Below are 20,050 nucleotides of genomic sequence, written 5' to 3' on the forward strand. Positions count from 1 at the left end.
GTTCGTGGACAGTGGGGTCCATGTCTTCGTTCGTGTCGTTGTCGGATCCTCACATCGCCGCCGTGCCCGTCCGGGAATGCGGGGAACCCCTGGTGGACCTGCGGGAAACCGGCGCCATCCGGATCGATCCCCGGCTCGCCGACGAACGGGGTGCCTTCGCGCACGTGCGGCTCAGCGTCGCGGACCGGCTCGTCGCGGCGCAATGCCAGCTCCCGCGCGGGCTGCGGTTGCTCGTCGTCGAGGGATTCCGGCCGAGGGAGGTGCAGGAGCGGTACTTCGCGGACAGCATGGCCAGGATCGCGCGCGCCAATCCGGAATGGTCGTCCGGGCGGGTGGCCGCCGAAGCCGCCACCTACGTCTCACCGCCCGAAGTCGCGCCGCATGTCGCCGGGGGAGCGGTGGATCTCACCCTGTGCACCGTCGACGGCGTCGAGCTGCCGATGGGGACCGACGTGAACGCGACACCGCCGGAGTACGGGACGGAATGCTTCACCGAGTCCGCGCTGATCGACGCCGAAGCACGCGCGAACCGGGAAACGCTCATCGACGCGATGACCACGACCGGCTTCGTCAACTACCCGAGCGAATGGTGGCACTGGTCCTACGGGGACCGGTACTGGGCGTTCGCCAGCGGCGTGAAGCACGCTCGCTTCGGTCCAGCGGATGGGACTGTCGTACCAGACCTTTAGTCTCCAGGGGTGCCTGAAGCTTCCGAACCCGACGAACGCGTCCCGCCGAAACGCGTCCTCGGCCTCGCCGTGCCCGCGCTCGGCGTCCTCGCCGCCGAACCGCTGTACGTCCTGGTGGACACGGCCGTCGTCGGGCATCTCGGCGCGCTGCCGCTGGCGGGCCTCGCCGTCGGCGGTGTCGTGCTGTCGCAGGTTTCGAGCCAGCTGACGTTCCTGTCGTACGGCACCACGTCGCGGACGGCGCGGCTGCACGGCGCCGGCCGTCGTGGTGACGCCGTGCGCGAAGGCGTCCAGGCGACCTGGCTGGCGGTGATCGTCGGGCTGGTGGTGATCGTCGCCGGGCAGCTGCTGGCCGCGCCGATCGCCCGCGTCCTGTCCGGGGACGCCGCGATCACCGACGCCGCCGTCTCCTGGCTGCGGATCGCGCTGTTCGGCACGCCGTTCATCCTGATCACGATGGCGGGCAACGGCTGGATGCGCGGCGTGCAGGACTCCGCGAAACCGTTGCGCTATGTGCTGGCGGGCAACGGGATCTCGGCCGTGCTGTGCCCGGTGCTGGTGTACGGCGCGGACTGGGGGCTGGAAGGTTCGGCGATCGCGAACGTCGTCGCGCAGGTGATCTCGGCGTCGCTGTTCGTCGCGGCCCTGGTGCGGGAGCGGGTCCCGCTGCGCCCGGAGCCGAAGGTGATGCGCGCCCAGCTCGGCCTCGGGCGGGATCTGGTGCTGCGCAGCCTCGCGTTCCAGGCGTGCTTCGTCTCGGCCGCCGCGGTCGCCGCGCGGACGTCCACCGAGGCCGTCGGCGCGCATCAGGTCGTACTGCAGCTCTGGACGTTCCTCGCGCTGGTGCTGGACTCGCTCGCGATCGCCGCGCAGTCGCTCGTGGGCGCCGCGCTCGGCGCCGGGGCGAGCAAACGGGCGCGCGGCGTGTCGAACCAGATCACCGTCTACGGCCTGGTGTTCGGCTGCTTCCTCGGTGTCGTGTTCGCGTCGGTGGCCGGGGTGCTGCCGCGGGTGTTCACTTCGGACGCGGCCGTACTCGGCCAGATCCCGCACGCCTGGTGGTTCTTCGTCGCGCTGCAACCGATCGCCGGGGTGGTGTTCGCGCTCGACGGCGTTCTGCTCGGCGCGGGAGACGCCGCCTTCCTGCGCAACGCGACCCTGCTCAGCGCGGCGGTCGGGTTCCTGCCGCTGATCTGGCTGTCGCTCGCCTTCGGCTGGGGACTGGCCGGGATCTGGACCGGGCTCTCGCTGTTCATGCTGCTGCGGCTGGCGACCCTGCTGGTGCGATGGCGCTCGGGCCGGTGGGCCGTGGAAGGCGCCGTCCGCGTTTAGTCCTCTGGATGCGGTCCTTGCGCGGGCAACCACCGCATTCAGAGGACTAAATGCGGTGGGGGCGGGCTCGCGCTGTGGCGAAAACCACCCGGGTAACGGGTATGTTTCGCCGTTGCTTAGGAGCTACAACTATATGAGGCGGCAGTGCGGGCGTCTCTCACCGCCCGAAACCGCGCCCAAGGAGGACCACTGTGACAGGCCGAGCCACCCGCCGGTCCTGGTTCATCTGGTTGGCCGCGGTCACCGTCTACCTCCTCGCCGTCTTCCACCGCACCTCGTTCGGCGTCGCCGGGCTCCAGGCCGCCGACCGGTTCGGAGTCGGCGCCGCCGCGCTCGGCACGTTCACCGTCCTGCAGGTCGGCGTCTACGCCGCGATGCAGATCCCCACCGGCGTCCTCGTCGACCGCTACGGCCCGCGACGGGTGCTCACCGGCGCCGTGTTCTTCCTCGGCCTCGGCCAGATCCTGCTCGCGGTCGCCGATTCCTACCCGCTCGGCCTGCTCGCCCGCGCCGTCGTCGGCTTCGGCGACGCCCTGACCTTCGTGAGCATCCTGCGGCTGATCGCCGCGCATTTCCCCGGCCGCCAGTACGCCCTGCTCGCCGCGCTGACCGGGGCCATCGGGTACGTCGGCAACCTCGCCGCGACCCTCCCGCTGGGCCTGCTGCTCGACGGTCCCGGCTGGACCCCGACGTTCCTCGCCGTCGGCCTGGTGACGGCGCTCTACACCGCTGTCGTCGCCCTCCGCGTCGAAGACATCCCGCGCGGCCTGCCGGAGCCCGTGCGCGAAAAGGTCCATCCGAAGGTGCTGGGCCGCCAGGTCGCCGACGCGTGGCGCACGCCGGGGACCCGGCTGGGCTTCTGGGTCCACTTCAGCACGATGTTCGCGCCCAATGTGCTGACCATGCTGTGGGGTGTCCCGTTCCTGGTGCAGGGGCAGGGATATCCGAAGGCCACCGCGAGTTCGCTGCTGATCGTGTTCGTGTTCGGCTCGATGATCGGCGGCCCCGTGCTCGGCGGGCTGATCGGACGGCGCCCGTCGCTGCGGATGCCGCTCGTCGGCTGGTACATCGGCGGCGCCGCGGTGATGTGGGCGGTCCTGCTCGGCTGGAGCGGCACGATGCCGGTCGCCGTCCTGGTGCCGGTGTTCGCGTTCCTTTCCCTCGGCGGACCCGTGTCGATGATCGGTTTCGCGCTGGCACGGGACTACAACCCGCTCTCGCGCGTCGGCACCGCGACCGGGGTGGTGAACGTCGGCGGCTTCGTGGCCACGACGATCTCGGCGCTCGCGGTCGGTGTCCTGCTGGAGTGGACGGGCGGCACGTTCCGCCTGGCGCTGCTGTCGGTCATCGCGGTGCTCGCGTTCGGCACCTTCCGGATGCTCGTGTGGTGGCGGCGCACCCGCGCCGTGCTGTTCGAGGCCGAGGCCCGCGGCGAGGCGATCCCGGTGCAGATCCGGCGCCGCCGCTGGGACGCCGAAGCGCCGCTGCCCGTCTCGTCCTAGGCCGAGAGCCGAAAGATAGGGTTCGGCCCGTGTCGCGCCCCAATCAGGTTCAAGCCAAGAAACGTCCCGCCCCGCCGCCCGGTCTCGTCATCGTCGACAAACCGTCCGGGATGACCTCCCACGACGTCGTCGCCAGGGCGCGGCGCTTCATGGGCACCCGCAAGGTCGGGCACGCCGGCACCCTCGACCCGATGGCCACCGGTGTCCTCGTGCTCGGCATCGAACGCGCGACGAAACTCCTCGGCCACCTGGCCCTGGACCGCAAGACCTATCTCGCGACCCTCTCCTTGGGACTGTCCACCACGACCGACGACGCCGAGGGCGAGCCGATCGCCGAAGCCGCCCCGGAGGTCGTCGAGAAGATCACCGACGAAGCGATCGCCGCCGGGATCGCCGCGCTGACCGGCGACATCCAGCAGGTGCCGAGCGCGGTCAGCGCGGTCAAGATCGACGGCAAGCGCGCGTACGCCCGCGTCCGGGCGGGTGAAGAGGTCGTGATCCCGCCGCGTCCGGTCACCGTGCACCGCTTCGATCTGCTCGCCACGCGCCGCGAGGCGGGCCGGATCGAACTCGACGCGATCGTCGAGTGTTCGTCGGGGACCTACGTCCGGGCGCTGGCCCGCGATCTCGGCGCCGGACTGGGCGCCGGCGGACATCTGCTCGCGTTGCGGCGCACCACGGTCGGGCCGTTCACCCTCGCCAAGGCCCGCACCCTCGACCAGCTCGAAGACAAGCCGGAGCTGTCGCTGGACCTCGACGCCGCCGTCGCCGCGGCGTTCCCGCGCCGCGATCTGGACGCCCGCACGGCGCAGGCGGTCCGATATGGACAGAGGGTGCCCGCGGCCGGGATCGCGGGCACGTACGGGATGTTCGGACCGGACGGCCGGGTGCTCGCGCTCGCCGCGGACGAAGGCGAACTGGCCCGGTCGGTGGTCGTGTTGCTGCCCGCCTAGGGTGGTGCACGGAGCCGGGCCTAGGGAGACGGGGCTAGAAGTGCAGCGTTGGCGTGGTTTGGGTGACCTCCCCGGGAGCTGGGGACGGTGCGTGGTGACGATCGGCGTCTTCGACGGCGTGCACCGCGGTCATCAGGAGCTGATTTCGAGGACGGTCCGCGCCGCCGCCGAACGCGGCGTGCCGAGCGTGGTGCTCACCTTCGACCCGCATCCGTCGGAGGTGATCCGGCCGGGCAGCCATCCCGCGCAGCTGACCACGTTGCGCCGCAAGGCGGAACTGGTCGAGGGCCTGGGGGCGGATGTCTTCTGCGTGCTGCCGTTCACCCTGGAGCTGTCGCGGCTGACGGCGCACGAGTTCGTCCACGAGGTACTGGTGGACAAACTGCACGCGGCCGCGGTGATCGTGGGGGAGAACTTCACCTTCGGCGCCAAGGCGGCCGGTGACGTCGCCCTGCTCCGCACGCTGGGGAAGCGGTTCGGTTTCGTGGCGCAGGGGGCGGAACTGCAGGGGCTGCTCGCGCAGGAGCAGGCGGACAACGACATCACGTTCTCCTCGACCTACGTCCGCTCGTGCATCGACGCGGGGGACGTCGTGGCGGCGTCCGAGGCACTCGGGAGGCCGCATCGGCTGGAGGGCATCGTCGTCCGGGGCGACGGCCGGGGGCACGACCTCGGCTACCCGACGGCGAACCTGTCGACACCGCGTTTCGCGGCGGTGCCCGCCGACGGTGTCTACAGCGCTTGGTTCACTCGTTCGTCGGATTCCGGCCGCCGGTTGCGCGCCGCCGTGTCCGTCGGGACCAATCCGACCTTCTCCGGGCGGGAGCGCACCGTCGAGGCCTTCGTCCTCGACATCGACGAGGATTTCTACGGACAGCACGTTTCGCTCGATTTCGTCGCCAAGCTGCGGGATCAGGTCCGGTTCACGACGTCGGAAGGTCTGGTGAAGCAGATCGACGAGGACGTCGCGCGGACCAGGGAAATGCTCGGCGAGCAGGACTGACCGGACCCGGCCACGGCCGGACGAGAATCGACAAACACGCCCGCCTGGGTGCGTTCCGGTGGCAAGATGTCACGGACCGCGCGCATGGCGTTCGATGGGGTTAGGGGAGCGGACCAGGTGGAGGACCACAAGATCGTCCAGCGGAACATAGCGCTGCAGAAGGAGTGGTACGGGGAACCGCTCGGCGATCGCGTGCGGAGACTGGTCGTCGCCTTCGACATCTCCCAGGCCTTCCTCGCCGAGGTCCTCGGCATCAGCGCCCCCATGCTCAGCCAGGTGATGAGCGGCCGTCGCGCGAAGATCGGGAACCCGGTCGTCCTCGCCAAGATGATCATGCTGGAGCGCAAGGTGCTCGTCCCCGCGGTCGCCGCGGGCGACCGCAAGGCCATGCAGGAGGCGCTGGAAGACGTCCGCGATTCGCGGCCGACGGTGGGCCGGGACAGCATCCCGGTCGGCGCCGTCGCCGACGACCAGGGCGTGCTCGCCGCGCTGCGGGACATCGGCGAGGACGAAGACCTCACCGAGGCCGCGAAGCTGCTCGACGAAGATTTCCCGTCGCTGGCGGATCTGCTGCGCCGGGCGGCCAAGAACGGCTCGTGACCCTCTTCAGCGCGCTGATCCCGCCGGACGGCGTCCTCGACCGGGTCGCCGCCGCGGTGGGCACTCCCGGAGGCGACGGTTTCCGCTGGTCGCCGCGGGAGGACTGGCACGTCACCCTCGGTTTCTACGGCGCGGACGACCCGGCGGAACGAGGCGATTGGCTCGCCGGACGGCTGGCGGACGCGGGCCCGCTCGACCTCCGGCTGGAAAAGGCCGCGACATTCCCCGGGGTCCTGTGGTTGAGTGTGTCCGGAACCGGGCTCCACGAGCTGGCCCTGCGGGCCGGCGCGGAGAGTGAGGGCAGGCCGTACGTGGCCCACCTGACCCTGGCCCGCTTCCCCCGCGACCGGCCGGACGCCGCGAGCGCGTGGGAGGAGCGGCTGGCCGGGTTCACCAGTGAGACTTGGACGGCGACCGAGGCCGTTCTGATGAGCAGTGACCGTGAGCAGGGCGTCTCGCGCTACCGGGTGATCCGGTCGTACGCGTTGAACCACGCCCGCGACTGAAGCCGCTGATCACGAGGCTGGTAACCTCGATGATTGGGTCCGGCTGCAGTCCGTGGCGGCCGTGACCGTCTCACCCGGCGTGAAGCATCGTCCGGGCCGCACGGCACAGAGTATCTAGGAGCACCACTGTGGCTTTGTCCACCGAAGAGAAGAAGTCGATCCTTGCCGAGTACGGCGTGCACGACTCGGACACCGGATCCCCGGAGGCCCAGGTCGCGCTGCTGACCAAGCGCATCGTCGGCCTCACCGAGCACCTCAAGGCTCACAAGCACGACCACCACTCCCGTCGCGGGCTTCTGCTGCTGGTCGGCCGCCGCCGCCGGCTGCTGAACTACGTGATGAAGGTGGACATCGAGCGTTACCGTGCGCTGATCCAGCGTCTCGGCCTGCGCCGATAGCTCGAACCCGAGGGGGAGTGACCACTGCGGTCGCTCCCCCTCGGTCCAAGTACAGAAACACGCGGCGCGAGCGCGCACGAGGAACCGTCCGCCGGTCCTCGGTAGTGGTTCCCGGGCAACGGCCCGGGGGCTTCGATCGAAGACCGGCCTCACTCCTCGAGCGTCCGCAGGCGAAACAGGTCCCAGGGTGGGAGACTCGCGCCGTTACAGAGGATCAAAAGAGGAGATACACCCTATGACCGACTCCACCGGAGTCACCGTGCACGAAACCGAAGCCGTGATCGACAACGGCCGTTTCGGCACCCGCACCGTTCGCTTCGAGACCGGCCGCCTGGCCCGTCAGGCCGCCGGCGCCGTCGTCGCGTACCTCGACGAAGAGACCATGCTGCTCTCGGCGACCACCGCGTCGAAGCACCCGAAGGACCACTTCGACTTCTTCCCGCTGACCGTGGACGTCGAGGAGCGGATGTACGCCGCCGGACGCATCCCCGGCGCGTTCTTCCGTCGCGAGGGCCGCCCGTCGACCGACGCGATCCTGACCTGCCGCCTGATCGACCGGCCGCTGCGCCCGTCGTTCGCCGACGGTCTCCGCAACGAGATCCAGGTCGTCATCACCGTCCAGAGCCTCAACCCGGAGGACCCGTACGACGTCCTCGCGATCAACGCGGCCTCGGCGTCGACGCAGATCGCCGGCCTGCCGTTCTCGGGCCCGGTCGGCGGCGTCCGCGTCGCGCTGATCGAGGGCCAGTGGGTCGCGTTCCCGACCTGGAAGCAGCTGGAAGAGGCCACCTTCAACATGGTGGTCGCCGGCCGCATCGTCGGTGACGACGTCGCCATCATGATGGTCGAGGCCGAGGGCACCGAGCAGACCCTCGACCTGATCGCCGCCGGTGGCAAGGCGCCGGATGAGGTCGCCGTCGCCGAGGGCCTCGAGGCCGCGAAGCCGTTCATCAAGGTGCTGTGCGAGGCCCAGCAGCAGCTGGCCGAGCTGGCCGCCAAGCCGACCGGTGAGTTCCCGGTCTTCCTCGCCTACGAGCAGGACGCGTACGACGCCGTCGCCTCCATCGCGACCGACGACCTCGCGAACGCCCTGACCATCGCGGGCAAGCAGGACCGCGACAACGCGACCGACCAGGTCAAGGCCGCGGTGCTGGAGAAGATCGGCCTGGGCGAGGGCGAAGCCTTCCAGGGCCGCGAGAAGGAGATCGGCGCGGCGTTCAAGGCCCTGTCGAAGAAGATCATGCGCAAGCGCGTCCTCACGGACAAGATCCGCATGGACGGCCGCGGCCTGACCGACATCCGCTCGCTCGCCGCCGAGGTCGCCGTGATCCCGCGGGCGCACGGTTCCGCGCTGTTCGAGCGCGGTGAGACCCAGATCCTGGGCGTCACCACGCTGAACATGCTCCGCATGGAGCAGCAGATCGACTCGCTCTCCCCGGAGACCACGAAGCGGTACCTGCACCACTACAACTTCCCGCCGTTCTCCACCGGCGAGACCGGCCGCGTCGGTTCGCCGAAGCGGCGCGAGATCGGCCACGGCATGCTCGCCGAGCGCGCCCTCGTGCCGGTCCTGCCGAAGCGGGACGAGTTCCCGTACGCGATCCGCCAGGTCTCCGAGGCGCTGGGCTCCAACGGTTCCACCTCGATGGGCTCGGTCTGCGCCTCGACCATGGCGCTGCTGAACGCGGGTGTCCCGCTGAAGGCGCCGGTCGCCGGCATCGCCATGGGCCTCATCTCCGACGAGGTCGACGGCGAGACCCGCTACGTCGCGCTGACCGACATCCTGGGCGCCGAAGACGCCATGGGCGACATGGACTTCAAGGTCGCCGGCACCAAGGACATCATCACCGCGCTGCAGCTCGACACGAAGCTCGACGGCATCCCGTCGGAGGTCCTCGCGGCCGCGCTGAAGCAGGCGAAGGACGCTCGCCTCACCATCCTGGAGGTCATCGCCGAGGCGATCGACGGCCCGGACGAGATGAGCCCGTACGCGCCGCGCGTCACCAGCGTGAAGATCCCGGTGGACAAGATCGGCGAGGTCATCGGCCCGAAGGGCAAGATGATCAACTCGATCACCGAGGAGACCGGCGCCGACATCTCCATCGAGGACGACGGCACGATCTACGTGGGCGCGGCCGACGGCCCGTCGGCGGAGGCGGCGATCGACAAGATCAACGCCATCGCCAACCCGCAGCTGCCCAAGGTCGGCGAGCGCTTCCTCGGCACCGTGGTGAAGACGGCCGCGTTCGGCGCGTTCGTCTCGCTGCTGCCGGGCAAGGACGGCCTGGTGCACATCTCGAAGCTGGGCAACGGCAAGCGGATCGCCAAGGTCGAGGACGTGGTCAACGTGGGCGACAAGCTCCGCGTCGAGATCGCCGACATCGACAACCGCGGCAAGATCAGCCTGATCGTGGTCAAGGACGAGGAAGCCGCCGAGAAGCCCGCCGAGGGTGACAAGGCCGAGGCCCCGAAGGCCGACGCGTAGTAGTCCTGGCTGGACCGATGTGAAACGTCAGGAAAGGGTCGTTCAGGACATTTTTCGTCCTGAACGACCCTTTCCTGACATGTGAGTAAGGAATCCGTTGGCTCGTCAGGTTCCCGGGCACGAACAGCCCGTCGGCAGCACCCGCACGCTGGAGTCCACTTCGGACGGCGCGGTGGTCAAGCGCAGTGTGCTGGCCGGTGGCCTCCGGGTCATCACCGAACACGTCCCCGCGTCCCGTTCGGCGACGGTCGGGCTGTGGGTCGGCGTCGGCTCGCGCGACGAGCCGTCGTCGGTCGAGGGCGCGGCGCACTACCTCGAACACCTGCTGTTCAAGGGCACCACGAACCGGGACGCCACCCAGATCGCCGAAGAGATCGACGCGGTCGGCGGGGAGTTCAACGCGTTCACCGCGAAGGAGCACACCTGCTACTACGCGCAGGTGCTCGACGAGGACCTGCCGCTCGCGATGGACCTCGTCACCGACGTCGTGTTCGAGGCGCTGTGCACGGACAAGGACGTCGAGACCGAGCGCAGTGTCGTGCTCGAAGAGATCTCGATGCGCGACGACGACCCCGAAGACCTGCTGCACGAGACGTTCGTCGGCGCGATCCTGGGCAACCACGCGCTCGGCCGTCCGGTGCTCGGCAGTGAGAAGTCCATCATCGAGATGTCCGCTTCGGCGCTGCGCGGGTTCTACCGGCGCCGCTACACACTGCCGCGGATGGTGCTCGCGGTCGCCGGGAACATCGAGCACGGCCAGGTGCTTCGCTTGGTGCGCAAGGCTTTGCGGAACCGGCTGACCGGAACGGCGACCCCCGTCCCGCCGCGGGGCGGACGGGCGCGGATCGCGATGGCGCCGAAACTCGCGCTGCACACCGACGACACCGAGCAGGCGCACGTGATGCTCGGCCTGCGTTCGCTGTCGCGGCACGACGACCGGCGGTTCGCGCAGTCGGTGCTCAACGCCGCGCTCGGCGGCGGGATGAGCTCGCGGCTGTTCCAGGAGGTCCGCGAGAAGCGCGGCCTGGCGTACCAGGTGTATTCGTCCGTCGCGAGCTACGCCGACGCCGGGCACATGGCCGTGTACGCCGGTTGCCAGCCGGAGAAGCTCGGCGAGGTCGCCGGCGTGATCCGCGAGGTGCTCGAACTCGTCGGCAAGGACGGGCTGAGCGAAGCCGAGGTCGCGCGGGCGAAGGGACAGCTGCGGGGCGGGCTCGTGCTCGGCCTGGAAGACACCTCGTCGCGGATGTCGCGGATCGGCAAGAACGAACTGAACTACGGCCGCTATCTCGGCGTCGACGACACGGTGGCGCGGATCGACGCCGTCACCACCGAAGAGGTCTGTGCGCTCGCTCGCACTCTGCTCGCCCGCCCTGGTGGCGTCTCGGCGGCGGCGGTGGTCGGGCCGTACGCTCACGCCGACGACCTTCCGGACGATCTGCACGAGGTGATCGCATCATGACCGCTGGGATTCGCGTCGGCGTGCTGGGCGCACGCGGCCGGATGGGCCAGGAAGTGGTGAACGCCGTCAACGGCGCCGACGACATGGAGCTCGTCGCCGCGCTCGACGCCGGTGACGACTTCGCGGCGCTCAAGCAGGCGCAGGTCGTCGTCGACTTCACCCACCCCGAAGCGGTGATGGACAACCTCGAGTTCCTGACCGGCAACGGGATCCACGCCGTGGTCGGCACCACCGGGTTCAGCGAGGAGCGGCTGGAGAAGCTGCGCTCGTGGCTCGCCGCCGACCCTTCGCTCGGCGTGCTCATCGCGCCGAACTTCGCGCTCGGCGCGGTGCTGGCGATGCGGTTCGCCCAGCAGGCGGCGCGGTTCTACAACTCGGCCGAGGTCATCGAACTGCACCACAACCGCAAGGCCGACGCGCCCTCCGGCACCGCCGCGCACACCGCGCGGCTGATCGGCGAAGCCCGCGCGGAAGCCGGTCTCGCTCCCGGTGAAGACGCGACGACGTCCGAAGTGGACGGTGCCCGCGGCGCGCTCGTCGACGACGTCCGCGTGCACTCGGTCCGGCTCCCCGGGCTGGTGGCGCACGAGGAGATCCTGTTCGGCGGCGAGGGGGAGACCCTGACCATCCGGCACGATTCGCTGCACCGCACGTCGTTCATGCCGGGCGTGCTGCTCGGCGTGCGCTCGGTGCTCACCCGGCCCGGCCTCACGGTCGGTCTCGAGAACATCCTCGACCTGTGAGGGCCCGCAACTTCGCGCTGGTGATGACGGCGGCGCTCGCCGTCTACGTCGTCCTGCTGGCGGGCCGGGCCATCGCGTTGCTGCGCACCGGCGAGACGGTGCCGGTGATCTTCGGCATCGGCGTCCTGCTGCTGCCCGTGCTCGGGATCTGGATCATCGTCACCACCTGGCGTTCCGGCGTCCAGATCCAGCGGCTCTCGCGGCGGCTGGATGAGGAAGGCGGCCTTCCCGACGTCTCCGATCTGCCGCGGCGGCCTTCGGGCCGGGTGGATCGCGACGCCGCGGACGCCTGGTTCGACGAACGCCGCGCCGAGGTCGAGGCGGATCAGGAGAACTGGCGCGTCTGGTACCGGCTGGCGTACGCGTACGAGATCGCCGGGGACCGGAAACGGGCCCGCGCGACCATGCGGCGCGCCGTGGAACTCGAAGCCGCCTCCCGCACTTAGAGGACGAAATGCGGGAGTGGGCGTTCACGCATCCAGAGGACTAAATGCGTGAGGTCAGTAGTGGAACCAGCCCGCGAACAGGGCGGGTGAGGCGGCCAGCAGGCTGAACCGCAGCCAGCGGCCCACGAAACCGGTGGCCAGGAAGGTCGCCAGCGGCATCCGCACCAGGCCCGCGAGCACACTCGTGGCCATGTACGGCGGCAGCCCGACGACCGAACTCACCCCGTATGTGCCCGCCATCCAATGCGGATGCCGATGGCACCGCTCACGCAAGGCGTCGAGCCGGGCACGCATCTTCTTGGTGCGCGCCCGCCACCGTTCCCGGCGCGGGGTCGGTGGCCGCTCGCGGTGCAGGCGGTCGTGCAGCGGTTTCGGCAGCTTGATCGTGCCCTTCGCGGCGAGGTAGTAGAGCGTCTTCCCACCCACCTGACCGGCCGCGACGATGGCACCGAGCAGCAGCCACGGCAGCGTCGGCTGGCTCGCGCACAGGCCGATGAGGAACATCTCGATGCTGACCACGGGGAGGATCGCGGAGCCGAAGGCGACGCCGAACGACAGGAGCAACCAGCCCACCATCGTTGCCTCCCCGTTATCTTCGTCCTCTCCAAGTTATCAGCTGAAAACCTGGACGCACTGGGGCCAGCCCCCGTTCCCGGCCTCGGGGCCGCACCAGAAGATCACCTGTTCGTCGGCTCGCGGCCACCTGCCGCTGCCATGCTGGAGTCGTGGCCGACGTGCACGACGCGGTCCGCGGCAAGGGTTTCGCGGATCGCTTCGCCGACTTCTGCGCGGCCGTGGTGCGGCGCCTCCCCTTCGGGCTTTCCCGGCTGGTGGCGCCGAGTTTCCTCGGTTTCGCGCTCATCAACGGGTTCACCTTCGGGGTCGACCTGATCCTGCTGACCCTGCTCCGCGGCTGGCTCGGCCTGCCGGTGTGGCTGGCGATCACGCTCGCCTACGCGACGGCGTTCGGGCTGAGCTTCGTGCTGAACCGCAGCATGAACTTCCGCTCGCACGCGCCCGTCGGCAGGCAGGCGGTGCTGTACGTCATCGCGATCGTCATCAACTACGTGGCGTTCCTGCTCGGCGTCGGCGCGGGATTGGCCGCGCTCGGCGTCGACTACCGCCTGTCCCGGCTCATCGCCGGGGCGTGCGAAGGCGTGTTCATGTACTCGGTGATGCGCTGGGTCGTGTTCGCGAAGTCAGGGAGTGAGCTCGAGGTCGAGGCCGCCGGTGAGGCGGACTTCGCGCACGTTCGTGCTTCCGGTGTCGAGGATGCGGACGGTCCCGTCGGGCGACCAGCCCGCGCGGCGGAAGAAGCCCAGTGACGCGTGATCGGTCTGGGCGACCCAGCTGATCCCGCGGGTGGCGCCGTCTTCGCGCAGCCAGGCGGACGCGTTGGCCAGCAACCGTCCCGCGTGCCCACGGCGTCCCCAGCGCGGCTCGACCAGCAGCGAGGCGATGAGCGCCGTCGTCGAAGCGTCGTCGGGCAGCGATCCGTCGGCCGTGGCGACCTCGCTCACCGGCGCGCGGCCGACGACGCAGAAGCCGACGGTGAACTCGCCTTCGGTGGCGAGGAAGACACGTGTGCCCGGGTACTCGATCGTCTCGGTCCAGGTTTTTTCGAGCTCTTCGATGTCGAGCCCGGCGACAGCCGCTTCGCCGAGCAGCTCCGTGTAGGCGCTTCGCCAGGTATCGCGCTGGATGCGGGCGATCTCGGGGGCGTCGGACACGACTGCTGGGCGGACTTCGGCGGCGGCCATGCTGCGCAGATTAGCGGTGTCGCCGAAAACTGTCGGTGGTGGATGGCAGCATGCGCACGATGAGCACTACGACCATCAGCGGTCCGGTCGCGCGCCGGATCGCCCTGGCCGCACAAGGGTTCGCCGACGCGCGTCCCGGTGGAGCGGTGACGAGGAGGCATCTGCAGCGCGTCCTGTCGCGGATCCAGTTGCTGCAACTGGATTCGGTGAACGTCGCGGTCCGCGCGCACTACATGCCGTTGTTCTCCCGGCTCGGCGCGTACGAGCCCACGCTGGTGGACGACGCGGCCTGGTCCCATTCCGCGCGCAAACCCCGGATGCTGGTCGAATCCTGGGCGCACGAGGCGAGCCTGCTGCCGGTGGCGGACTGGCCGCTCATCCGGTCCGGGGCGAAGCGCATGGGCTGGTGGACGAACTACGCGCGGGTGCTGGACCAGACGCCGCAGCTGGTGGACGACATCCTGACCGTGATCAAGGAACAGGGACCGATCGGTGCGGGTGGCATCGAGCGCGCGCTGGAGGGCAAGTCGGGCGGTTCGAGGCCCGGTTCGTGGTGGGAGCGGTCCGAGGTCAAAAAGGCCTGCGAGTGGCTTTTCGGCATGGGGCAGCTGACCACCGGCACGCGCCGGTCGTTCGAGCGGCTGTACGACCTGACCGAACGCGTCGTCCCGCCGGAGATCCTGTCGCGGACCGTGAGCCCGGAGGAAGGCGCCCGCGAACTGATCACCCGCGCGGCCGTCGCGCTGGGCATCGGCACCGAACCGGATCTGCGGGACTACTACCGGCTGGGCCCCGACGTCAGCAAGCGGGCGGTGGCGGAACTGGTCGAGGCGGGTGTGCTGGAACCGGTGACCGTGGACGGCTGGCCCGCCCCGGCGTACCGGCACGTCGCGGCGAAAGCGCCGCGGTCGGTCACCGGCCGGGCACTGCTGTCGCCCTTCGACCCGCTGATCTGGGAACGCGCCCGCACCGAGCGCATCTTCGACTTCTTCTACCGCATCGAGATCTACGTGCCCGAGCCGAAGCGGATCTACGGGTACTACGTGTTCCCGTTCCTGCTCGACGGCGAACTCGTCGGCCGGGTCGACCTCAAATGCGATCGCGCCGCCGGGGTGCTTCGCGTCCAGGGCGCCTTCGCCGAGCCTGGGGTGGATGTCGCGCGGGTCGCCAGTGAGCTGGCGGGCGAGCTGCGGCTGATGGCGGAATGGCAGGGGCTGGACGGGGTCGCGGTGGGGGAGCGGGGCGATCTCGCTCCGGTGCTCTCGCGCCTCGTGCGCTGAACTTCGCGAACGCTATGAAAGGTCCTTTCCTTGCAAATTTTGCAAGGAAAGGACCTTTCATAGCGTCGGCGCTTCTCGCGGGGAGGTCCGTGAAGGATTTGGGGCATTCAACGTCCCAAATCCTTCATCAACGGCCGTTTTCGAGTGAAGGTCCCGGCGGCTTCGGGCATCGAGCACATGTTCCGGATCCGGGGCTGGAGCAGGCGGCATCCACCGCGGATGTGGCTCAACCCAGGCCACGGGACGGCGCTGCTCGACGCGGCCGGGAACGCGGAACTGGTCTGGGCGACCACCTGGGGGAACCAGGCGAAGTCGCCCGCTACGCCGGGCCGCGCCCTCTCGTCTGGCTCGATGACGATTTCGACCTGTATCCCGCCGCCAGGGACGCGTTCCTTTCCCGGCGGGACGGGACGGCCACGCACCTGGTGCGGGTCGATCCGCGCACGGGCATCACCGATGTCCATCTGGCGGCCGTTCGCGAGCACCTGAAATGAGCAAGGGACCTTTGCTCCCACCCCCGTGGAAAAGTGCGAGCAAAGGTCCCTCGATCCCCCTGCAGACCGCGGCTCAGCCGGCCGCGCTGGTCACCACCGCGTCACCCGTGCCGGTGCGCGCCCGCACCTTCAGCGAGACCTCCGAAGGCGCGCTGTCCGCGACCTCCAGTTCGCTCGACACCGATCCGGTCGTCGACGAGAGGTCGATCTCCGCCTGGACACCACCGCGGATCCCGACGCGGACCTCACCCGATCCGGTGGTCAGTTCCAGCGTCCCGGAAGCGGCGTCCGCCACCGAGAGGGAACCGCTGCCGGTGCGCGCCAGGACCTCGCCCGCGACCTCGCCGAGCCAGACGTCACCCGTGCCGGTCGCGACCGTGGCCGAACCGCTCACCGACGCCGCCTCGACGGAGCCGCTGCCGGTACGCAGCTGGAGACCGGACAGGGTCGGCCCGAGCTTGATGTCGCCGGTGCCGGTGCGGACGATCGCCGAACCGTTGGCTCGTTCGAGCGCGATCTTGCCCGCGCCGGTCATGAGGTCGGCCCGTCCGGCGGAGCCGGTGACCGTCACGTCGGCCGCCCCGGCCCGCACCTCCAGATGCGAACCGGCGGGTGCCCGGACGGTCACGGCGAGCGGGACGTTCTTCAGCTGCCAGGCCTTCGGCGCCTGGACGACCAGCCGGTTGCCGACCTTCTCGATCCGTGTCTGCGCCACGGCGTCACCCACGGCGCCCGCCGACCCCACCGGTGAACCGCCGAGCTGGTCGCCGAAACGTTCCCCGACCCAGCTGAGCAGGCTCGTCATACCGTCCACCCACGGCTGCTGTTCGCCGCCGTCCCGGCGGACCTCGGTGTGGACCCCGTTCCCGTCGGTCAGTTCGATGGTCACCCGGCCGATGGCCACGCTCACGTCGACCTCGATCGGGCCCTCGGCCTCGAAGTCCTCGACGCGCACGGTCTCTTCACCGGCGGGAATGCTTTCCTCGGTCATGTCCGTCCCCCTCAGCCCTGGACCCAGCCGTGCAGGTGCGAACCGGCACCGCCGCCAGGCTTCTGCTTGTGCTGCCAGTGCTCGCTCCCGCTCTTGCCCAGCGCGCCCTGGACGGCCTGCGAGACGAACGTGTTCAGCGAAACGCCCTGCGAGGCGGCCGCGGCTTCGGCCTGGCCCTTGACCTGCTCGAACAGGCGCAAGGTGATCCGGGTGATGTCGCCCGTGTCCACCTTGGGCGCGCGCGGGGTCTCCCGCGGCGCATCGGTGCGGGGCGCGGACTGCTCGGCGCCCTCACCCGCCCCCGTGACGACGACGCGCACGTCGCGGCCGTCGAGCCGGACGTCGACGACGTGCCCCGGCAGCGCCGAAGTCACTTCGGCGGCGAGGTCGGCGAGGGCGTTCATGATGGTCAGCCGGGCGGCGGGCTCCAGCGCCGACGACAGCAGCGCGGCAGCGCGCCGCGTCTGCTCGTCGCCGGCCGAAGCCGTGTTCGCGAGGTCCTCGCGAAGGCTTGTGATGTACGGCGTCAGATCCATGACACCACTATGACGTCACTGTGATGTCACGTCAAGGAGACCTGACGTCACCGTGATGTCGCCCCGGCGTCAAACCTGCTTACGGTTACGCTGCCCGGAGTCGTGGAGCAGGGGTCGAAAAGGAGTGCGAACGTGGCCGAGACCGTGTCACCCAAGGTTCAACTGATCGCGAAGACGGAGTTCTTCCCGCCGTCCGACGTACCGTGGTCGACCGATGCCGACGGTGGTGAGGCGCTGGCCGAATTCGCGGGCCGGGCCTGCTACCAGTCCTGGAAGAAGCCGAACCCGAAGACGGCCACCAACGCCGGCTACCTCGAGCACATCATCGACGTCGGCCACCTGTCGGTGCTGGAGCACGGCTCCGTCAGCTTCTACATCACCGGCATCTCCCGGTCGCTGACGCACGAGCTGATCCGCCACCGTCACTTCTCCTACTCGCAGCTCTCGCAGCGCTACGTGCCGGAGCGCGACGCCGCGTTCGTCGAGCCCGACGTCATCGCGCAGGACCCGGAGCTGCACGCGAAGTTCCTCGCCGCCTCGCAGGCCGCGGTCGACGCCTACACCGAACTGCTCGCCGGGCTGGAGGAGAAGTTCGCCGACGTGCCGAGCGCCACCCTGCGCCGTAAGCAGGCCCGCCAGGCCGCCCGCGCCGTGCTGCCGAACGCGACCGAGACCCGCATCGTGGTCACCGGCAACTACCGTGCCTGGCGGCACTTCATCGCGATGCGCGCCACCGAGCACGCCGACGTCGAAATCCGCGCCCTGGCCATCGACTGCCTGCGCGAGCTGCAGAAGGCCTCCGGCAACGTCTTCGCGGACTTCACCATCTCCGCGCTGCCCGACGGCACCGAGGTCGCGTCCAGCCCGAAGGTTCTCGAGGGCTGATGCGACGCCTCGCGATCGACGTCCGGCCCGGCGAGTACGCGGTCGCCCGCCTCGCCCCGGACGCGCCGGTTCCGGCGAACCTGCTCGACCCCGGCGAGCCGGTGCTGATCTCCCTCACCCGGACGCCGGAAGAGCTGTCGGTGATCTGCCCGGCCGGTCTCGCGCCGGCCGGGGCCACCGTCGAGGACGGCTGGCGGCTGCTGTCGGTCCGCGGACCGCTCGCGTTCACGCTGACCGGCATCATCGCGGCGTTGTCGAGCGAGCTCGCCGCCGCCGGCGTGGCGCTGTTCTCGATGTCCACATTCGACACCGACCACGTGCTGGTCCGGGCCGCCGAACTGGAGCGCGCGGTGAAGGCGCTCCGGGAGGCCGGGCACGAGGTCACGGTCTGATCCATCAGCCGGGCGAAGGAACCTTTCGGGACGCGAACGGGTCCGAGTTAGCATCCTGCGCGAACCGAAGGAGCACCGAACCTTGACCGACGAACAGACCCGTCCGTACGGGCCGCCCCAGCAGACGCAGCAGGCCACCGGCGCGCGGATCGTCGCCGGCCGATACGCCCTGCTGGGCGAGCTCGGCCGCGGCGGGATGGGCATCGTCTGGCGTGCGCAGGACCAGGTGATCGGCCGCCAGGTGGCGATCAAGGAGCTGAAGTTCCCGAACGCCCCCGAGGACGCCTCGGTGCTGTCGGAGCGGATGCTGCGCGAGGTCCGCTCCGGCGGTCGCCTCAACGATCCGGCCGTCGTCACCGTGTACGACGTCGTCACCGAGAACGGCGCCACCTACATCGTGATGGAGCTGGTCGAGGCGCCGACGCTGGCCGACCTGGTGCGCGACCGCGGTCCGCTGCCCGCGCAGCAGGTCGCGCTGGTGGGGGAGCGGGTGCTGTCCGCGTTGCGGGCCGCGCACGCCGCCGGGATCGTGCACCGCGACGTCAAACCCGCGAACATCATGGTCGCGCCGGACGGCCGGGTGAAACTCACCGACTTCGGTATCGCGCACGCCGCCGACGACCCGCGCCTGACCACCAGCGGCATGATCGTCGGCTCGCCCGCGTTCATGGCGCCGGAACGGGTCGAGGGCCGCGACGCGATGCCGGAATCCGACCTCTGGTCGCTGGGCACGACGCTGTTCTTCGCCGCGGAAGGCATCGTCGCGTTCGAACGGTCGACCACCGCGGCGACGCTGCACGCGATCATGACCGAGGCGCCGTACCTGACCCGGGTCCAGGGCCCGCTGGCCGCCGCGATCCTCGGCCTGCTGGTCACCAAACCCGAGGCGCGGATGTCCTACGACCAGGTGCGCAGCCTGCTCGCGGCCGCGCAAGGCGTGCAGGCCCAGCCCACGCCGCCTTCGGGCGGCACGGCGATGATGCCGCAGTCCGGCCAGCCGATGACCCGGCTCGCCCCGGCGCCCGAGGCGAAGCGCAACCTGCGCCCGTTGTGGCTCAGCCTCGCCGCGGTGGCCGTGATCGGCGCGCTGGTCGGCGGGATCTTCCTCGGCCGCTGGATGGCCGCGCCCGAGGGGAGTTCACAGGCGCAGCCGACGCTGACCTACGGCATCAACGGCCAGGTCAAACTCGGTTCGTCCGGGGACTGCTACAACGTGCCGCTCAGAGAGGGCATCAACCTGAACGACGGGGTCAGCTGCGACAAGGACCACCTGCTGGAGATCTTCTCCAAACGGGCCCTGCTCGAAGTCGAGTCCCCCAGCGACGACGACGCGAAGATCGCCGAATACCCGGGCGCGGAAACGGTCAACCGGATCGCCGAGGCGACCTGCTCGGCGACCTTCAACTCGAACGTCGTGCCCGCGGCGCAGCGGGCGTCGCTGACCTGGCGGGCGCTCGTCCCGACCGAAGCCGAGTGGAAGCGGCCGCCCGGCGAAGAGGACCGCAGCTACTCGCGGGGCTACTACTGCCTGCTCGCCAAGACCGACGGGAGCCAGATCCCCTCGCAGATCACGACCAAGGTCAAATAGCTCAC

21 protein-coding genes and 1 pseudogene are annotated in these 20,050 nt (G+C 69.9%); 18 read left to right on the top strand and 4 right to left on the bottom strand.

Annotated features, from left to right (window positions below; all coding sequences use genetic code 11):
• The first annotated feature begins 20 nt into the window (after positions 1-20).
• The 12 genes from AB8M46_RS33950 to AB8M46_RS34005 all read left to right on the top strand — a co-directional run bounded on the left by AB8M46_RS33950 (position 21) and on the right by AB8M46_RS34005 (position 12,119).
• Positions 21-689, top strand: coding sequence for a M15 family metallopeptidase (locus AB8M46_RS33950; protein WP_394362863.1), 669 nt, complete (start codon positions 21-23; stop codon positions 687-689).
• Between the two features lie 9 nt (positions 690-698).
• Entirely contained in the window at positions 699-2,021 is a 1,323-nt protein-coding gene (locus tag AB8M46_RS33955; RefSeq protein WP_037343074.1) for an MATE family efflux transporter, read from the top strand.
• A gap of 191 nt (positions 2,022-2,212) precedes the next feature.
• Positions 2,213-3,523 (top strand): nitrate/nitrite transporter, encoded by a 1,311-nt coding sequence (locus AB8M46_RS33960; protein WP_037343077.1) that lies wholly within the window; start codon positions 2,213-2,215, stop codon positions 3,521-3,523.
• 29 nt (positions 3,524-3,552) lie between these two features.
• Positions 3,553-4,476 (top strand): tRNA pseudouridine(55) synthase TruB, encoded by a 924-nt coding sequence (gene truB / locus AB8M46_RS33965; protein WP_394362864.1) that lies wholly within the window; start codon positions 3,553-3,555, stop codon positions 4,474-4,476.
• Between the two features lie 40 nt (positions 4,477-4,516).
• Positions 4,517-5,479, top strand: coding sequence for a bifunctional riboflavin kinase/FAD synthetase (locus AB8M46_RS33970; RefSeq protein ID WP_081975926.1), 963 nt, complete (start codon positions 4,517-4,519; stop codon positions 5,477-5,479).
• 117 nt (positions 5,480-5,596) lie between these two features.
• A complete protein-coding gene (locus AB8M46_RS33975; protein ID WP_037343083.1) occupies positions 5,597-6,079 on the top strand; it encodes a helix-turn-helix transcriptional regulator in 483 nt (160 codons plus the stop codon).
• Entirely contained in the window at positions 6,076-6,585 is a 510-nt protein-coding gene (gene thpR / locus AB8M46_RS33980) for an RNA 2',3'-cyclic phosphodiesterase (protein ID WP_037343085.1), read from the top strand. Before AB8M46_RS33975 ends, thpR begins: the two co-directional genes overlap by 4 nt.
• A gap of 128 nt (positions 6,586-6,713) precedes the next feature.
• Positions 6,714-6,983 carry a 30S ribosomal protein S15 gene (gene rpsO, locus AB8M46_RS33985; protein ID WP_003084034.1) on the top strand — a complete coding sequence of 90 codons (270 nt, stop codon included), beginning with the start codon at positions 6,714-6,716 and terminating at the stop codon, positions 6,981-6,983.
• Between the two features lie 235 nt (positions 6,984-7,218).
• On the top strand, positions 7,219-9,468 hold the full coding sequence (locus AB8M46_RS33990) for a polyribonucleotide nucleotidyltransferase (protein WP_394362865.1): 2,250 nt from the start codon (positions 7,219-7,221) through the stop codon (positions 9,466-9,468).
• 97 nt (positions 9,469-9,565) lie between these two features.
• Entirely contained in the window at positions 9,566-10,930 is a 1,365-nt protein-coding gene (locus tag AB8M46_RS33995) for a pitrilysin family protein (protein ID WP_037343087.1), read from the top strand.
• Entirely contained in the window at positions 10,927-11,673 is a 747-nt protein-coding gene (gene dapB / locus AB8M46_RS34000; protein WP_037343088.1) for a 4-hydroxy-tetrahydrodipicolinate reductase, read from the top strand. Before AB8M46_RS33995 ends, dapB begins: the two co-directional genes overlap by 4 nt.
• Complete coding sequence (locus tag AB8M46_RS34005) at positions 11,670-12,119, top strand: tetratricopeptide repeat protein (protein WP_037343089.1); 450 nt, start codon at positions 11,670-11,672, stop codon at positions 12,117-12,119. Before dapB ends, AB8M46_RS34005 begins: the two co-directional genes overlap by 4 nt.
• A 54-nt stretch (positions 12,120-12,173) precedes the next feature.
• Here the strand turns inward: AB8M46_RS34005 and AB8M46_RS34010 are convergent, their stop codons facing one another.
• A complete protein-coding gene (locus AB8M46_RS34010; protein ID WP_037343090.1) occupies positions 12,174-12,695 on the bottom strand; it encodes a YqaA family protein in 522 nt (173 codons plus the stop codon).
• 254 nt (positions 12,696-12,949) lie between these two features.
• Between AB8M46_RS34010 and AB8M46_RS34015 the strand changes: the two are divergent.
• Positions 12,950-13,252: pseudogene (locus tag AB8M46_RS34015) on the top strand (GtrA family protein); the annotation flags it as partial.
• Between the two features lie 66 nt (positions 13,253-13,318).
• Here the strand turns inward: AB8M46_RS34015 and AB8M46_RS34020 are convergent.
• On the bottom strand, positions 13,319-13,879 hold the full coding sequence (locus AB8M46_RS34020) for a GNAT family N-acetyltransferase (protein ID WP_083649967.1): 561 nt from the start codon (positions 13,877-13,879) through the stop codon (positions 13,319-13,321).
• A gap of 59 nt (positions 13,880-13,938) precedes the next feature.
• Between AB8M46_RS34020 and AB8M46_RS34025 the strand changes: the two genes are divergently transcribed.
• On the top strand, positions 13,939-15,159 hold the full coding sequence (locus AB8M46_RS34025) for a winged helix-turn-helix domain-containing protein (RefSeq protein WP_394362866.1): 1,221 nt from the start codon (positions 13,939-13,941) through the stop codon (positions 15,157-15,159).
• 144 nt (positions 15,160-15,303) lie between these two features.
• Positions 15,304-15,648 carry a hypothetical protein gene (locus AB8M46_RS34030; protein WP_394362867.1) on the top strand — a complete coding sequence of 115 codons (345 nt, stop codon included), beginning with the start codon at positions 15,304-15,306 and terminating at the stop codon, positions 15,646-15,648.
• 78 nt (positions 15,649-15,726) lie between these two features.
• Here the strand turns inward: AB8M46_RS34030 and AB8M46_RS34035 are convergent, their stop codons facing one another.
• Together AB8M46_RS34035 and AB8M46_RS34040 are read right to left on the bottom strand one after the other, a co-directional pair.
• A complete protein-coding gene (locus AB8M46_RS34035; RefSeq protein ID WP_394362868.1) occupies positions 15,727-16,644 on the bottom strand; it encodes a DUF4097 family beta strand repeat-containing protein in 918 nt (305 codons plus the stop codon).
• Between the two features lie 11 nt (positions 16,645-16,655).
• Positions 16,656-17,180, bottom strand: coding sequence for a toxin-antitoxin system HicB family antitoxin (locus AB8M46_RS34040; RefSeq protein ID WP_394362869.1), 525 nt, complete (start codon positions 17,178-17,180; stop codon positions 16,656-16,658).
• A gap of 132 nt (positions 17,181-17,312) precedes the next feature.
• Here AB8M46_RS34040 and thyX point away from each other — a divergent pair, with 132 nt between their 5' ends.
• From thyX to AB8M46_RS34055, 3 genes are all read left to right on the top strand, one after another.
• Positions 17,313-18,065 carry an FAD-dependent thymidylate synthase gene (gene thyX / locus AB8M46_RS34045; protein ID WP_005156312.1) on the top strand — a complete coding sequence of 251 codons (753 nt, stop codon included), beginning with the start codon at positions 17,313-17,315 and terminating at the stop codon, positions 18,063-18,065.
• Positions 18,065-18,457, top strand: a complete 393-nt coding sequence (locus AB8M46_RS34050) for an ACT domain-containing protein (protein WP_016332627.1) — start codon at positions 18,065-18,067, stop codon at positions 18,455-18,457. Before thyX ends, AB8M46_RS34050 begins: the two co-directional genes overlap by 1 nt.
• An 82-nt stretch (positions 18,458-18,539) precedes the next feature.
• Entirely contained in the window at positions 18,540-20,045 is a 1,506-nt protein-coding gene (locus AB8M46_RS34055; RefSeq protein WP_394362870.1) for a serine/threonine-protein kinase, read from the top strand.
• Positions 20,046-20,050: the final 5 nt, after the last annotated feature.

It is taken from the genome of Amycolatopsis sp. SB7-3 (assembly GCF_041021335.1).
Lineage (GTDB): Bacteria > Actinomycetota > Actinomycetes > Mycobacteriales > Pseudonocardiaceae > Amycolatopsis > Amycolatopsis japonica.

Coding starts and splice junctions, on each gene's coding strand:
- AB8M46_RS33950 (WP_394362863.1), top strand. CDS start 21: ATGTCTTCGTTCGTGTCGTTGTCGGATCCTCACATCGCCGCCGTGCCC.
- AB8M46_RS33990 (WP_394362865.1), top strand. CDS start 7,219: ATGACCGACTCCACCGGAGTCACCGTGCACGAAACCGAAGCCGTGATC.
- dapB (WP_037343088.1), top strand. CDS start 10,927: ATGACCGCTGGGATTCGCGTCGGCGTGCTGGGCGCACGCGGCCGGATG.
- AB8M46_RS34010 (WP_037343090.1), bottom strand. CDS start 12,695: ATGGTGGGCTGGTTGCTCCTGTCGTTCGGCGTCGCCTTCGGCTCCGCG.
- AB8M46_RS34020 (WP_083649967.1), bottom strand. CDS start 13,879: ATGGCCGCCGCCGAAGTCCGCCCAGCAGTCGTGTCCGACGCCCCCGAG.
- AB8M46_RS34025 (WP_394362866.1), top strand. CDS start 13,939: ATGAGCACTACGACCATCAGCGGTCCGGTCGCGCGCCGGATCGCCCTG.
- AB8M46_RS34035 (WP_394362868.1), bottom strand. CDS start 16,644: ATGACCGAGGAAAGCATTCCCGCCGGTGAAGAGACCGTGCGCGTCGAG.
- AB8M46_RS34040 (WP_394362869.1), bottom strand. CDS start 17,180: ATGGATCTGACGCCGTACATCACAAGCCTTCGCGAGGACCTCGCGAAC.
- AB8M46_RS34050 (WP_016332627.1), top strand. CDS start 18,065: ATGCGACGCCTCGCGATCGACGTCCGGCCCGGCGAGTACGCGGTCGCC.